The organism is Streptococcus sp. 27098_8_91, assembly GCF_041432385.1.
Taxonomy (GTDB): domain Bacteria; phylum Bacillota; class Bacilli; order Lactobacillales; family Streptococcaceae; genus Streptococcus.
In genome coordinates this window covers 81,327-96,357 of the sequence record NZ_JAPVZN010000006.1, presented here as the reverse complement: position 1 = coordinate 96,357, position 15,031 = coordinate 81,327, and the positions used below count along the sequence as shown (strand labels likewise).

Here is a 15,031-nt window from a genome sequence, read left to right as displayed (position 1 = left end):
AAAGGAAGCTTTTGAAGATTCAAAAGTGAATAGAAGATGAGTAAAGAAATGCTAGAGGCCTTCCGCATTTTGGAAGAAGACAAGGGAATCAAAAAAGAAGACATCATTGATGCAGTGGTGGAATCACTTCGTTCAGCCTATCGCAGACGCTATGGGCAGTCTGATAGTGTAGCCATTGATTTCAACGAAAAAACAGGTGACTTTACAGTTTATACTGTTCGTGAAGTTGTTGATGAAGTATTTGATAGCCGTTTGGAAATCAGCTTGAAAGATGCTCTTGCCATTAACTCAGCTTACGAGCTTGGGGACAAGATTAAATTTGAAGAAGCACCAGGAGAGTTTGGTCGTGTAGCAGCCCAGTCTGCAAAACAAACCATCATGGAAAAAATGCGTAAGCAAACACGTGCTATCACTTACAACACATACAAAGAGCATGAGCAAGAAATCATGTCAGGTACAGTGGAACGCTTCGACAATCGCTTTATCTATGTCAACCTTGGCAGCATCGAAGCTCAATTGTCAAAACAAGATCAAATCCCGGGAGAAGTCTTTGCTTCTCACGATCGTATCGAAGTTTATGTCTACAAGGTTGAAGACAATCCTCGTGGTGTGAACGTCTTTGTGAGCCGTAGCCATCCAGAAATGATCAAACGCTTGATGGAACAAGAAATTCCTGAAGTTTATGACGGAACAGTTGAGATCATGAGCGTGGCTCGTGAAGCAGGTGACCGTACAAAGGTTGCTGTTCGTAGCCACAATCCAAACGTGGATGCGATCGGGACAATCGTCGGACGTGGTGGTGCTAACATCAAGAAAATTACTAGCAAATTCCACCCAGCTCGCTACGATGCCAAGAGCGATCGTATGGTTCCAATCGAAGAAAACATCGACGTTATCGAATGGGTAGCAGATCCAGCTGAATTTATCTACAATGCTATCGCTCCTGCAGAAGTTGACCAAGTTATCTTTGATGAAAACGACAGCAAACGTGCCTTGGTCGTTGTGCCAGATAACAAGCTTTCTCTTGCGATTGGTCGTCGTGGACAAAACGTTCGTTTGGCAGCTCATTTGACAGGCTACCGTATCGATATCAAGTCTGCAAGTGAGTTTGAAGCCATGGAAGCAGCAGAACAAGCTGACCAGGTAGAAGCAGATGAATTGGTCGAAGAATAAGAGCTGATCAGAGGAGGGAAGGATGAAAACTAGAAAAATCCCTTTGCGTAAGTCTGTTGTGTCTAATGAAGTGATTGATAAGCGTGACTTGCTCCGTATTGTCAAGAACAAAGAGGGACAGGTCTTTATCGACCCGACAGGCAAGGCTAATGGTCGTGGTGCTTATATCAAGCTAGACAATGCAGAAGCCCTTGAGGCCAAAAAGAAAAAAGTCTTTAACCGTAGCTTTAGTATGGAAGTTGAAGAAAGCTTTTATGACGAGTTGATTGCCTATGTTGATCACAAAGTGAAAAGAAGAGAGTTAGGACTTGAATAAGCAAAAAATTGCCAATCTCTTGGGTCTTGCTCAGAGAGCAGGGAAAATCATCTCGGGTGAAGAAATGGTCGTCAAGGCTATCCAAGACCAGAAAGTAAAACTGGTATTTCTCGCCCATGATGCTGGTCCCAACCTGACCAAGAAGATTCAGGATAAAAGTCATTATTATCAAGTAGAAGTTATTACCGTGTTTTCAACACTGGAATTAAGCATAGCAGTCGGAAAATCAAGAAAAGTTTTGGCTGTGACAGATGCTGGATTTACAAAGAAAATGAGGTCTCTTATGGAATAGAAGAGGAGGACATGATTTGTCTAAGAAAAGATTGTACGAAATCGCAAAAGAACTTGGAAAAGAAAGTAAAGAAGTTGTAGCGCGTGCAAAAGAGTTGGGCTTGGATGTAAAAAGCCACTCATCAAGTGTGGAGGAAGCAGCTGCTTCAAAAATCGTAGCAAGTTTTAAACCTGCTCCTGCTCCAAAGGTAGAATCGAAACCTGTGGCTCCAAAGCCAGTTGTCACTAAGGAAGAGGCAAAACCAGCTGCAGCTGTTGCCCCTAAAGAAGAAAAAGTGGCACCAGCAAAACCGCAGAGTCGAAATTTTAAGGCTGAGCGTGAAGCACGTGCAAAAGAGCAGGCTGAACGACGCAAGCAAAATAAGGGTAATAACCGTGACCATCAACAAAATGGGAATCGTCAAAAAAATGATAACCGTAACGGTGGCAAACAAGGTCAAGGAAACCGCGACAACCGTCGTTTTAATGATCAAGGTAAAAAACAACAAGGTCAGCAAAATCGTGGGAATGATCGCCGTCAGCAAGAGGACAAACGTTCAAATCAGGCTGGACCACGCATTGATTTCAAGGCTCGTGCAGCAGCCCTGAAGGCAGAGCAAAATGCCGAATACGCACGCTCAAGCGAGGAACGCTTCAAACAGTCACAAGCAGCTAAAGAAGCCTTGGCCCAAGCAAATAAACGTAAGGAACCTGAGGAAATCTTTGAAGAAGCTGCTAAGTTAGCTGAACAAGCGCAGCCAGTTCAACCAGTGGTTGAAGTAGCTCTTGCAGCTAAAGAACCTGTAGTGGATACACGTCGTAAGAAACAAGCCCGACCAGACAAAGATCGTGATGATTACGATCACGAAGAAGATGGTCCTAGAAAACAACAAAAGAATCGAAGTAGTCAAAATCAAGTGAGAAATCAAAGAAATAGTAACTGGAACAATAACAAAAAGAATAAAAAAGGCAATAAGCAAAACAACCGTAATCAGGCACCAAAACCTGTTACAGAGCGTAAGTTCCATGAATTGCCAACAGAATTTGAATATACAGATGGTATGACCGTTGCGGAAATCGCAAAACGTATCAAACGCGAACCAGCTGAGATTGTTAAGAAACTCTTCATGATGGGTGTGATGGCGACACAAAATCAGTCCTTGGACGGTGAAACAATCGAACTCCTCATGGTAGATTACGGTATTGAAGCTAAACAAAAGGTTGAAGTGGACAATGCTGATATCGAACGTTTCTTTGCTGAAGAGGGTTATCTCAATGAAGATGAACTCGTAGAGCGTCCACCAGTTGTAACGATCATGGGACACGTTGACCATGGTAAAACAACCCTTTTGGATACCCTTCGTAATTCTCGTGTTGCTACGGGAGAAGCTGGTGGTATCACTCAGCATATCGGTGCTTATCAGATCGAAGAAAATGGTAAGAAGATTACCTTCCTTGATACACCAGGACACGCGGCCTTTACTTCTATGCGTGCGCGTGGTGCTTCTGTTACCGATATTACCATCTTGGTCGTAGCGGCAGATGACGGGGTAATGCCTCAGACTATCGAAGCCATCAACCACTCAAAAGCGGCTAATGTTCCAATCATCGTAGCCATTAACAAGATCGATAAACCAGGTGCCAACCCAGAACGTGTGATCGGTGAATTGGCTGAACACGGTGTTATGTCAACTGCCTGGGGTGGAGATTCTGAGTTTGTAGAAATCTCAGCCAAGTTCAACCAAAATATTGATGAGTTGCTGGAAACAGTCCTCCTTGTGGCTGAGCTCCAAGAACTCAAGGCTGACCCAACTGTTCGTGCCATCGGTACTGTTATCGAAGCCCGTTTGGATAAAGGAAAAGGTGCAGTTGCAACCCTCCTTGTTCAACAAGGTACTTTGAACGTTCAAGACCCAATCGTTGTCGGAAATACTTTCGGACGTGTTCGTGCAATGACCAACGACCTTGGACGTCGTGTGAAGGTCGCAGGCCCATCAACACCAGTATCGATCACTGGTTTGAACGAAGCGCCAATGGCTGGTGACCACTTTGCCGTTTACGAAGATGAAAAATCTGCTCGTGCAGCTGGTGAAGAACGTGCTAAACGTGCTCTTATGAAGCAACGTCAAGCTACACAACGTGTCAGCCTTGAAAATCTCTTTGATACCCTTAAAGCTGGCGAACTCAAGTCAGTTAACGTCATTATCAAAGCAGACGTACAAGGTTCTGTTGAAGCACTTTCTGCCTCACTTCAAAAAATTGATGTTGAGGGCGTGAAAGTTACTATCGTCCATGCAGCTGTCGGTGCCATCAACGAATCTGACGTGACTCTTGCCGAGGCTTCAAATGCCTTTATCATTGGTTTCAACGTACGTCCTACACCACAAGCTCGTCAACAAGCAGAAGCTGACGATGTAGAAATCCGTCTCCACAGCATCATCTACAAGGTGATCGAAGAGATGGAAGAAGCCATGAAAGGGATGCTTGACCCAGAATTTAGAGAAAAAGTTATCGGTGAAGCGATCATCCGAGAAACCTTCAAGGTATCTAAAGTGGGAACAATCGGAGGATTCATGGTTACCAGCGGTAAAGTTACCCGTGACTCTAAAGTCCGTGTTATCCGTGATGGTGTCGTTATTTACGATGGTGCTCTAGCTAGCTTAAAACACTATAAAGATGACGTTAAAGAAGTTACAAACGGCCGTGAAGGTGGTCTCATGATTGACGGCTACAATGATCTTAAGATGGATGATGTGATTGAAGCCTACATCATGGAAGAAATCAAGAGATAATTTTTTGCTCCTTTCTCAGGTGGTGAGGGACGCAAGCAAACCCATGGTTTCATTGCTTATTTTTGAGCCTAGAGTCTCAAAAATCCCCTGTGCTAGAACTGATAAATCAGTTCTAGCACTTTCACCACGGCGAAAGAAGCGGATGAGTTCAAATTGCACTTCGTTTCAATTTGAATTGAAAATCAATAAGTTTAAAAAAAGCTAGGTCTGCTGGCCTAGCTTTTGGTTCAATTGAGAGAAAGGAAAAAAGTATGGCAAATCATTTCCGTACAGACCGTGTAGGCATGGAAATCAAACGCGAAGTCAATGAGATTTTGCAAAAGAAAGTCCGTGATCCTCGTGTCCAAGGTGTGACTATCACTGATGTTCAGATGCTAGGTGACTTGTCTGTTGCTAAGGTCTACTACACTATTTTGAGTAACCTTGCTTCAGATAATCAAAAAGCTCAAGTCGGACTTGAAAAAGCAACTGGTACTATCAAACGTGAACTTGGTCGCAATTTGAAATTGTACAAAATTCCAGACTTAACTTTCGTCAAAGACGAATCCATCGAATATGGAAACAAGATTGACGAGATGCTACGCAATCTGGATAAACATTAAGCAGAAAGAGGGGTAACCCTCTTTTTTGTGTGGAAAAATGAAAGATAATATATGATACGAAAACGCTTTATAATTTTCAAATAGAATGGTATAATAAATAATGTAAATATTTAATTTAAGGGAGATATTAAAATGGCTGAGCAAGATTTAGCGATGCAAGTATTGGAACAAGTGGTGAAACTACCTGTTGTGAAAGTTGATCGTTCAAAATTTTTAGTTGATAAGTTTTCTAAAGAATTAGATCCAAAGGATATTACCACATTATTGGAACAGGGGCCATCAAGCTTGCTCTCTCAGGAAATTTTAGATAGAGTGGCAAATGCATGTATTATGGATAATGTCTTACTGGCTAGCGGGACATCGGTTGTAGCAGGTCTACCTGGAGGGCTGGCTATGGCAATTACCATACCAGCAGATGTGGCCCAGTTTTATGCTTTTTCATTGAAATTAGCTCAAGAACTAGGATATATTTATGGTTATGATGATCTATGGGCATCTCGTGATGAATTGAGTGAAGATGCTCAAAACACACTTTTACTCTACCTCGGAGTAATGCTTGGAGTGAATGGCACTGCTGCTCTCCTCCGGGCGGGAGGTGTTGCTGTTGCTAAGCAGGTCATGAAAACTGTTCCCCAGAAAGCTTTGACTAAGACACTTTGGTACCCAATTTTGAAAAAAGTTTTGAAAATTTTTGGAGTTAACTTAACAAAAGGAGGATTGGCCAAGGGAATGGGGAAATTTATTCCTATTTTAGGTGGAATCATTTCTGGAGGATTAACCTTTGCAACCATGAAACCCATGGGTGAAAGTCTGCAAAAAGAGCTCTCCAAATTAGTTAACTATGATGAGGAGCAATATCAAGAAGATATAGAAACAATCCGAAAGGAAGCGGAAATCATAGAAGGTGAATGAAATGGGTATCATTAAAATATTGGCTAAAACATACGGTAATTATTTTCTTACAACTCAGGCTATAAAAGTCGCAGAAACCATGAAGAAAGATGAAAATATAGTAGTTGGCTTAGGAAAATTATTTCTTGTAGATAAGCTTATGGATACAGCTACTTGGTTGATGAAGCCGGAGGATAAAGAATGAAATCTTTTTGGAGGCTCTTCACTCTTCTTTTTATAACACCAATTGTTGGTTTGATAAAAATACTCTGGTTCCTAATCTCTTTCGCCTTCCAATTACTGTTCTATAAGATTCTTTTCAAGATCATAGATTGGTTTTTCAAACTTCTCTGATGATCATGGTAAGGATAAGACTTTGAGGTTTTACTAGGAAAAGTCTATATAATTAGAAATAATGAAATTATACGAAATAAACTAGCAAGTCTTCTACTGCTAGTTTTTTAATCTTTGCCCTTGTGGTATAATAAAAAAGAAAAAACTGTTAGAGAATATGATGGAGGTTATGATGGACAATATCATTGATGTATCTATTCCTGTTGCGGAAGTTGTGGACAAGCATCCAGAAGTTTTAGATATCCTAGTAGAACTCGGTTTTAAACCTCTTGCAAATCCTTTGATGCGAAATACAGTCGGACGAAAAGTATCGCTCAAACAGGGGTCTAAGCTGGAGGGAACTCCTATGGATAAGATTGTGCGCACACTTGAAGCAAATGGTTACGAAGTGATTGGAATAGACTAATGGCAGATGAACGTATTCATATCCTACGGGATATTTTATTAGAATTGCATAATGGAGCCTCCCCTGAATCCGTTCAGGAACGCTTTGATGCAACCTTTACAGGTGTATCAGCTATCGAGATTTCTCTCATGGAGCACGAGTTGATGAACTCTGACTCAGGTGTGACATTTGAAGACGTCATGGAACTCTGTGATGTGCATGCTAACCTCTTTAAGAATGCTGTTAAGGGCGTAGAAGTTGAAGATACCGAGCATCCTGGTCACCCTGTACGAGTCTTTAAGGATGAAAATCTAGTTCTCCGTGCTGCCTTGATTCGGGTTCGTAGATTGCTCTCGACTTATGAATCTGTGGACGATGAGGAAATGCTGGTTGAGATGCGCAAAGGCTTGGTACGTCAGATGGGGCTTGTTGGTCAATTTAATATCCACTACCAGCGCAAGGAAGAGCTCTTTTTTCCTATCATGGAACGTTATGGACATGATTCACCTCCCAAAGTCATGTGGGGAGTGGATGATCAGATTAGGGATCTCTTTCAAACAGCTTTAGCGGCAACCAAGTCATTACCAGAAGAGCATATTTCCGCTGTAAAGGAAGCTTTTGAAGCTTTTGCGACTGAATTTGAGAGTATGATTTTCAAGGAAGAATCTATCCTTCTCATGATTCTGCTCGAATCCTTTACCCAGGATGACTGGATTCAGATTGCCGAGGAAAGTGATGCTTATGGCTATGCTATCATCCGGCCATCTAAAAAATGGGTTCCTGAACGTAAAAGCTTTGTTGAGGAGAAAAGTGTAGAAGAACCAACTCAGCCAGAAACTGTAGATGGACAAGTTCAGCAAGTGATCGATACACCAGAAGGTCAGTTTACTATCACTTTTACACCAAAGGAAAAGGAAACGGTAGTAGACCGCCATAGCCAACAAGCTTTTGGAAATGGTTATCTCTCAGTTGAACAAGCCAATCTCATCCTCAACCATCTACCTATGGAGATTACCTTTGTTAATAAGGATGATATCTTCCAGTATTACAATGACAATACGCCAGCAGATGAGATGATTTTCAAGCGGACACCGTCTCAAGTCGGTCGCAATGTTGAGCTATGTCATCCACCAAAATATTTGGAGAAAGTCAAAGCGATTATGCAAGGTCTTCGTGAAGGGAAAAAAGATAAGTACGAGATGTGGTTCAAGTCCGAGTCACGGGGCAAGTTTGTTCATATTACTTATGCTGCTGTACACGATGAAAATGGAGAATTTCAAGGAGTCTTGGAGTACGTTCAGGATATCCAGCCTTACCGTGAGATTGATACAGATTATTATCGAGGAATAGAATAAGGAGAAACAATGAGTTACGAACAAGAATTTATGAAAGAATTTGAAGCTTGGGTTAATACCCAAATCATGATTAACGATATGGCGCTCAAGGAAAGCCAAAAGGTCTATGAAGAAGATCAAGATGAGCGTGCTAAAGATGCCATGATTCGCTATGAAAGTCGCTTGGATGCCTACCAGTTCTTGCTAGGCAAGTTTGAAAATTTCAAGGCAGGCAAGGGATTCCATGAATTACCAGAGGGTTTATTTGGAGAGAGAAACTATTAAGTATTCAATGATGGTAAAGGGGAGGGAAACTCCCTTTTTCATTGTTCCTTGAGCCTTTTTGTGTTACAATGTTAGCATGAAAACGAAAAATATTATTAAAACAGGTTTAGTTGTGGTAGGGCTTGGAGCTCTTGCTTTTGGTGCTAAGAAAGTCGCTGATGATCACAAACTCATGAAGACACAAGAAGAGTTGACTGCTATTGTGCGTGACTACTTTTCAGAAATGGGAGAGATTGGAACTCTCTATGTCAAAGTGTATGAAAGTAGCCTAGAACGTCTTGTTGGTGGTGTCATTTTTGAAGATGGTCGTCACTATACCTTTGTCTATGAAGATGAAGATCTCATCTACGAGGAGGAAGTCTTATGATTTCTCCTAAAAATATAGAAGAATTAGCAAATTTAGTAGAGCAGGATGGCAAGAAGGTCTTCCTTTTTGTTGCGGATTGGTGTGGCGATTGCCGTTATATCTATCCTGCTTTGCCAGAGATTGAAGAGGCAAATCCAGAGTTCACTTTTATACGGGTAGACCGAGATGAGTACATGGAACTTGCTAAACTTTGGGATGTATACGGGATTCCAAGTCTTGTTGTTTTAGACAAGAACAAGGAGATTGGACGCTTTGTCAATCGTGACCGTAAAACCAAGGCACAAATAAACGACTTTTTAGCAGAATTAAAATAGGAGAAAAGAAAGAATGATTTTTACATATAACAAAGAACATGTCGGTGATGTCCTTATGGTCATCGTGAAAAACAGTGGCGATGCCAAACTAGATGTTGAACGTAAAGGCAATGTGGCGCGTGTTTTCCTAAAGGAAACTGGTGAAACTGTTGCTTGGAATATTTTTGAAGTTTCTAGCTTATTCAAAATTGAGGAACGTGGCCAAGTATTCTTGACAGACGACCAAGTAGCTCATTTGAACCAAGAATTGCAAGCTCAAGATTTTACCGAAGAGATTATCAATGACAAGGAACCGAAATTTGTCGTTGGTGAAATTGTAGAGATGGTGGCACATCCAGATAGTGATCACTTGAACATCTGTCAAGTTGCTGTTGGAAATGACAAAACAGTACAAATCGTTGCTGGTGCTCCCAATGCGCGTCTTGGTTTGAAAACCATTGTAGCTCTTCCAGGAGCTATGATGCCAAAAGGCAATCTCATTTTCCCAGGGGAACTTCGTGGGGAAAAGAGCTTTGGTATGATGTGCAGTCCTCGTGAACTTGCCTTACCAAATGCTCCAAAAAAACGTGGTGTCATTGAACTGTCAGACGACCAAGTTGTTGGGACTCCGTTCGATCCAGCCAAACATTGGACAGCTTAATCCGTAACAGTTATCTATGCTGTTCGCTTGAGGGGAAATAAGATGGCAAAAAATGTAGTGATTACAGGTGCAACATCAGGTATCGGTGAAGCAATTGCGCGTGCATATCTAGAAAAAGGTGAGAATATCGTTCTCACAGGGCGTCGAACAGAAAGACTTGAAGCTCTCAAAACTGAGTTCGTAGAAGCCTTTCCAAATCAAAAAGTTTGGACTTTTCCTTTAGATGTTACGGATATGAGCATGGTTAAGACTGTCTGTTCAGATATTCTAAAAACTGTGGGTCAGATTGATATATTGGTCAATAACGCTGGACTTGCTTTAGGCTTAGCTCCCTATCAGGACTATGAAGAGTTGGATATGCTGACCATGCTGGATACCAATGTCAAGGGCTTGATGGCTGTTACTCGTTGTCTCTTGCCTTCTATGGTGACTGCAAATCAAGGCCATATCATTAATATGGGTTCAACCGCAGGTATTTACGCCTACGCTGGTGCAGCAGTCTATTCAGCAACCAAGGCTGCAGTCAAAACATTTTCAGATGGACTACGAATTGATACCATTGCGACTGATATCAAGGTGACAACCATTCAGCCAGGAATCGTAGAGACTGACTTTTCTAAGGTCCGTTTCCATGGAGATGAGGCACGGGCTGCAACGGTCTATCAGGGACTTGAAGCCCTGCAGGCGCAAGATATTGCAGATGCTGTAGTTTATGTGACCAGCCAACCTCGTCGTGTGCAAATCACAGATATGACCATCATGGCCAATCAACAAGCAACTGGATTTATGATTCACAGAGATTAACATTATTTAAAAAAGTTACAAATTTTGTAACTTTTTTTGATTTCCTTCGAATAGATAAGTAGGAGGATGAAAAATGTATAATAAAATTATTCTTATTGGAAGAATCGTGGCAACACCAGAATTGCACAAAACCAACAACGACAAGTCCGTTGCACGAGCAACTATCGCAGTGAACCGTCGTTACAAAGATCAAAATGGAGAACGTGAAGCTGACTTCATTAATATTGTAGTCTGGGGCAAACTTGCTGAAACTTTGGCGAGTTATGGAAGCAAAGGCAGTCTCATTTCTGTGGATGGGGAACTACGTACCCGTCGCTTCGAGAAAAATGGCCAGACCAACTATGTAACAGAAGTTCTCTGTACAGGTTTCCAACTCTTAGAAAGCCGTGCCCAACGTGCTATGCGTGAAAATAATGCAGGACAAGACTTAGCAGATTTGGTCTTGGAAGAGGAGGAACTTCCCTTCTAAAATGAAAAGAGTTTGAGATTTTTCTCCAACTCTTTTTATGCTATAAATCAGACTTTTTTCTTGACTATTTTTGACCAAGTGATACAATAGAACTATGGTTTAGCACTCGTGTACAAAGAGTGCTAATAATATGATTGAATTATGGAGGAAAACAGATGTTGAAACCATTAGGAGACCGTGTGGTCTTGAAAATTGAAGAAAAAGAACAAACTGTCGGAGGCTTTGTCCTTGCAGGATCAGCTCAAGAAAAAACAAAAACAGCTACAGTAGTGGCTACAGGACAAGGCGTTCGTACCTTGAGTGGTGAACTAGTCGCTCCAAGTGTAAAAGTTGGAGATCAAGTTTTAGTGGAAGCTCATGCAGGCATTGATGTCAAAGATGGCGATGAAAAATATGTCATCGTTGGTGAAGCTAGCATCTTAGCAATCGTGGAAGAATAAGAGGAGGAAGTAAGTATGGCAAAAGACATTAAATTTTCATCAGATGCTCGTTCAGCTATGGTACGTGGTGTTGATATCCTAGCTGATACAGTTAAAGTAACCTTGGGGCCTAAAGGCCGTAATGTTGTTCTTGAAAAATCATTCGGCTCACCATTGATTACCAATGATGGTGTAACAATCGCTAAAGAAATCGAACTAGAAGACCATTTTGAAAATATGGGTGCCAAATTGGTATCAGAAGTAGCTTCAAAAACCAATGATATCGCGGGTGATGGGACAACAACTGCAACTGTCTTGACTCAAGCCATCGTCCGCGAAGGAATCAAAAACGTCACTGCTGGAGCAAATCCAATCGGTATTCGTCGTGGGATTGAAGCTGCGGTTGCTGCAGCTGTTGAAGCCTTGAAAAACAATGCAATTCCAGTATCAAGCAAGGAAGCAATCGCACAAGTCGCTGCTGTATCCTCTCGCTCTGAAAAAGTTGGTGAGTACATCTCTGAAGCCATGGAAAAAGTTGGTAAAGATGGAGTTATCACCATTGAAGAATCACGTGGTATGGAAACAGAACTAGAAGTTGTAGAAGGAATGCAATTTGACCGTGGTTATCTATCACAGTACATGGTCACTGACAATGAAAAAATGGTTGCAGACCTTGAAAATCCATACATTTTGATTACAGATAAAAAGATTTCAAATATCCAAGAAATCTTGCCACTACTAGAAAGCATCCTTCAAAGCAGTCGTCCTCTCTTGATTATTGCTGATGACGTTGACGGTGAAGCTCTTCCAACTCTTGTTTTGAACAAGATCCGTGGAACCTTCAACGTAGTTGCTGTTAAGGCGCCTGGATTTGGTGACCGTCGTAAGGCTATGCTGGAAGATATCGCGATTTTGACAGGCGGAACTGTTATCACAGAAGATCTTGGTCTTGAATTGAAAGATGCTACCATCGAAGCGCTTGGTCAAGCAGCTAAAGTGTCTGTTGATAAAGATAGTACAGTCATTGTAGAAGGTGCAGGTAATCCTGAAGCAATTGCTAATCGTGTAGCTGTCATCAAGTCTCAAATCGAAACAACAACTTCAGAATTCGACCGTGAAAAACTTCAAGAACGCTTGGCTAAATTATCAGGTGGAGTAGCAGTTATTAAGGTCGGTGCTGCAACTGAAACAGAATTGAAAGAAATGAAACTCCGCATCGAAGATGCCCTCAATGCGACTCGCGCAGCTGTTGAAGAAGGAATCGTTGCAGGTGGTGGTACTGCCCTTGTTAATGTTATCTCTGCTGTTGCTTCCTTGGAGTTAGAAGGTGATGAAGCGACAGGACGTAGCATTGTACTTCGTGCCTTGGAAGAGCCAGTTCGCCAAATTGCCTACAATGCAGGCTATGAAGGTTCAATCGTTATCGATCGTTTGAAAAATGCAGAGCTTGGAACAGGCTTCAATGCTGCCACAGGTGAGTGGGTCAACATGATTGAAGCAGGAATTATCGATCCTGTTAAGGTTAGCCGTTCAGCCCTTCAGAACGCAGCTTCAGTAGCAAGCTTGATTCTAACAACAGAAGCAGTCGTAGCTAATAAGCCAGAACCTGTAGCACCAGCCCCAGCTATGGATCCATCAATGATGGGTGGTTACTAAGAAATAAATAAAAACCGGTGGAAATCATGATTTCTACCGGTTTCTTTTGTATCACTTAAAAAGAGGGAGCTCAGCTTCCTCTTTTTTTATCTGAAAATGTTATTGTTTGATGACTTCAGCTCCACCCATGTATGGACGAAGAACTTCTGGAATTGTCACAGAGCCATCTTCATTTTGATAGTTTTCAAGGATAGCAGCCACTGTACGTCCAACTGCAAGTCCAGAACCGTTCAAGGTATGGAGGAGTTTCACCTTGCCGTCTGCTTCATCACGGTAACGGATTTGGGCACGACGAGCTTGGAAATCTTCTGTATTTGAACAGCTTGAGATTTCACGGTAGGTATTTTGCGCAGGGATCCATACTTCCAAGTCATAAGTCTTAGCAGCAGAGAAGCCCATATCTCCAGTAGAGAGAGCAACCACACGGTATGGAAGGTTGAGTTTTTGAAGGATGTTTTCAGCGTTGGCTGTCATCTTTTCTAGTTCTTCGTATGACTCTTCAGGTTTGGCAAATTTCACCATTTCAACCTTGTGGAATTGGTGCAAACGAATCAAACCACGAGTATCACGACCAGCTGAACCAGCTTCAGAACGGAATGATGGGCTCATAGCAGTAAAGTAGATTGGTAAGTCTTTTCCATCAAGAATTTCATCACGGTAGTAGTTGGTCAGAGGAACTTCAGCTGTAGGAATGAGGACGTAGTTCGTATCTTTCAATTCAAACGTATCTTCTTTGAATTTTGGATATTGTCCTGTACCGAACATAGAGTCATGGTTAACCATGTAAGGTGTGATGACTTCAGTGTAGCCTTCTTTTCCATGCTCATCTAACATGAAGTTGTAGATAGCACGTTCCAAACGAGCCCCAAGTCCTTTATAGAAGAGGAAGCGAGCTCCAGTGACTTTTCCACCACGTTCCCAGTCAAGAATACCAAGGTCTTCGCCAAGGTCCCAGTGAGCTTTTGGTTCGAAGCCAAACTCGCGAGGAGTTCCCCAACGGCGAACTTCTACGTTATCGTCTTCGTCTGCTCCAATAGGAACGCTATCAGCTGGGATGTTTGGAAGAGTAGTGGTAAATTCTGTTAATTTAGCATCAATTTCTGCCAACTCAGCATCCAGAGCTTTTACCTCTGCAGATAGGGTTTGCATAGCTGCAATCTTGTCGTCTGCATTTTCCTTGTTACGTTTAGCTTGGGCAATCTCAGCAGAAACTGTGTTACGTTCAGCCTTGAGAGTTTCAACCTTAACCAAGATGTCACGTCGTTTGGCATCGATTTCTTTCATCTCGTTCAAGATAGCAGCATCTACACCACGTGTAGCTAGTTTTTCTGCGACAGCATCAAAGTCTGTACGAATACGTTTGATATCTAACATATAAACTCCTTTATGAAAAAAGCACACCCGACAAAGCGTTGGAGTGGCAGGGCCACGGTTCCATCCAACTTCACAGGTGTGCACTTGATTCTGTATTTGATTTAAAACAACGGTAGAATTTCAATTAAATCTTCTATCTGCTCGCAGCACCCGCAGACTTTCTGAAAGAAGGAAGTAACCTACTTATCCGTTTCTATGATTATACTAAACTTTCTATTTTTTTGCAAATAGATTTTTAATTTTTCGACCAATGATTTGGACTAAGGTAGGAAGTTTGACTACCTTGTCATTTCCCAGTTTTTCACGAGCTATTTTAAGAATTTTTCCAGAGTCTTTTGAGGCGAAGAGAAATTTTCCTTGATCTGTAAAGATTTCAAAATGACGACTAACCTTGCGGCCTGAAACATTGGCTCCGATTTGATTAATGCTGGACCATGGGATTTGAATATAGTCCTCGACATTACGATTTGCGTAAAATTCTAAAGCATGATCTCCGACCAGAAATTTTCCAACCTTTCCTGTAATGGAGAGATAGGAGGTTCCAGTTGTTTGCAAGTCGACGACCTTGTTGAGGGATTGTGCCATG

Annotated in this window: 19 protein-coding genes; 17 read left to right on the top strand and 2 right to left on the bottom strand. The window is 41.8% G+C overall.

The window, feature by feature from the left end; translation table 11 throughout:
* Nucleotides 1–36: 36 nt before the first annotated feature.
* The 17 genes from nusA to groL all read left to right on the top strand — a co-directional run bounded on the left by nusA (nt 37) and on the right by groL (nt 13,071).
* Nucleotides 37–1,173: a transcription termination factor NusA gene (gene nusA / locus O3611_RS06805; protein WP_075230030.1), complete on the top strand. Its 1,137-nt coding sequence runs from the start codon at nt 37–39 to the stop codon at nt 1,171–1,173.
* Between the two features lie 22 nt (nt 1,174–1,195).
* Nucleotides 1,196–1,489 carry an RNase P modulator RnpM gene (gene rnpM / locus O3611_RS06800; RefSeq protein WP_000857562.1) on the top strand — a complete coding sequence of 98 codons (294 nt, stop codon included), beginning with the start codon at nt 1,196–1,198 and terminating at the stop codon, nt 1,487–1,489.
* Nucleotides 1,482–1,781: a YlxQ-related RNA-binding protein gene (locus O3611_RS06795; RefSeq protein WP_223140590.1), complete on the top strand. Its 300-nt coding sequence runs from the start codon at nt 1,482–1,484 to the stop codon at nt 1,779–1,781. The genes rnpM and O3611_RS06795 overlap by 8 nt, the downstream gene beginning before the upstream one ends.
* 16 nt (nt 1,782–1,797) lie before the next feature.
* Nucleotides 1,798–4,551, top strand: a complete 2,754-nt coding sequence (infB, locus tag O3611_RS06790; RefSeq protein WP_371608173.1) for a translation initiation factor IF-2 — start codon at nt 1,798–1,800, stop codon at nt 4,549–4,551.
* A gap of 251 nt (nt 4,552–4,802) precedes the next feature.
* Nucleotides 4,803–5,153, top strand: coding sequence for a 30S ribosome-binding factor RbfA (gene rbfA, locus O3611_RS06785; RefSeq protein WP_075227613.1), 351 nt, complete (start codon nt 4,803–4,805; stop codon nt 5,151–5,153).
* A gap of 132 nt (nt 5,154–5,285) precedes the next feature.
* Nucleotides 5,286–6,065: a hypothetical protein gene (locus tag O3611_RS06780; protein WP_371608172.1), complete on the top strand. Its 780-nt coding sequence runs from the start codon at nt 5,286–5,288 to the stop codon at nt 6,063–6,065.
* A 1-nt stretch (nt 6,066) separates the two neighbouring features.
* A complete protein-coding gene (locus tag O3611_RS06775; RefSeq protein ID WP_075230637.1) occupies nt 6,067–6,249 on the top strand; it encodes a hypothetical protein in 183 nt (60 codons plus the stop codon).
* Nucleotides 6,250–6,570: 321 nt separating this feature from the next.
* Nucleotides 6,571–6,804, top strand: a complete 234-nt coding sequence (locus O3611_RS06770; protein ID WP_000368731.1) for a DUF1858 domain-containing protein — start codon at nt 6,571–6,573, stop codon at nt 6,802–6,804.
* Nucleotides 6,804–8,138, top strand: a complete 1,335-nt coding sequence (locus tag O3611_RS06765) for a DUF438 domain-containing protein (RefSeq protein WP_371608171.1) — start codon at nt 6,804–6,806, stop codon at nt 8,136–8,138. The genes O3611_RS06770 and O3611_RS06765 overlap by 1 nt, the downstream gene beginning before the upstream one ends.
* Before the next feature lie 9 nt (nt 8,139–8,147).
* Nucleotides 8,148–8,402, top strand: a complete 255-nt coding sequence (locus O3611_RS06760) for a DUF1912 family protein (RefSeq protein WP_371608170.1) — start codon at nt 8,148–8,150, stop codon at nt 8,400–8,402.
* 76 nt (nt 8,403–8,478) lie between these two features.
* Entirely contained in the window at nt 8,479–8,769 is a 291-nt protein-coding gene (locus O3611_RS06755; protein ID WP_371608169.1) for a DUF4651 domain-containing protein, read from the top strand.
* Nucleotides 8,766–9,083 (top strand): thioredoxin family protein, encoded by a 318-nt coding sequence (locus O3611_RS06750; protein WP_371608168.1) that lies wholly within the window; start codon nt 8,766–8,768, stop codon nt 9,081–9,083. The genes O3611_RS06755 and O3611_RS06750 overlap by 4 nt, the downstream gene beginning before the upstream one ends.
* Before the next feature lie 13 nt (nt 9,084–9,096).
* Nucleotides 9,097–9,723 carry a YtpR family tRNA-binding protein gene (ytpR, locus tag O3611_RS06745; protein ID WP_371608167.1) on the top strand — a complete coding sequence of 209 codons (627 nt, stop codon included), beginning with the start codon at nt 9,097–9,099 and terminating at the stop codon, nt 9,721–9,723.
* Nucleotides 9,724–9,765: 42 nt separating this feature from the next.
* Nucleotides 9,766–10,527, top strand: coding sequence for an SDR family NAD(P)-dependent oxidoreductase (locus tag O3611_RS06740; RefSeq protein ID WP_371608166.1), 762 nt, complete (start codon nt 9,766–9,768; stop codon nt 10,525–10,527).
* Nucleotides 10,528–10,600: 73 nt separating this feature from the next.
* Entirely contained in the window at nt 10,601–10,996 is a 396-nt protein-coding gene (locus O3611_RS06735) for a single-stranded DNA-binding protein (protein WP_371608165.1), read from the top strand.
* Between the two features lie 155 nt (nt 10,997–11,151).
* Nucleotides 11,152–11,436 (top strand): co-chaperone GroES, encoded by a 285-nt coding sequence (gene groES, locus O3611_RS06730; RefSeq protein WP_371608164.1) that lies wholly within the window; start codon nt 11,152–11,154, stop codon nt 11,434–11,436.
* Between the two features lie 15 nt (nt 11,437–11,451).
* Nucleotides 11,452–13,071, top strand: coding sequence for a chaperonin GroEL (groL, locus tag O3611_RS06725; protein ID WP_371608163.1), 1,620 nt, complete (start codon nt 11,452–11,454; stop codon nt 13,069–13,071).
* A gap of 99 nt (nt 13,072–13,170) precedes the next feature.
* Here groL and serS read toward each other — a convergent pair whose 3' ends face one another.
* Nucleotides 13,171–14,445: a serine--tRNA ligase gene (gene serS, locus O3611_RS06720; protein ID WP_371608162.1), complete on the bottom strand. Its 1,275-nt coding sequence runs from the start codon at nt 14,443–14,445 to the stop codon at nt 13,171–13,173.
* A 213-nt stretch (nt 14,446–14,658) separates the two neighbouring features.
* Nucleotides 14,659–15,030, bottom strand: coding sequence for a DUF956 family protein (locus tag O3611_RS06715; protein WP_371608161.1), 372 nt, complete (start codon nt 15,028–15,030; stop codon nt 14,659–14,661).
* Nucleotide 15,031 lies beyond the last annotated feature (1 nt).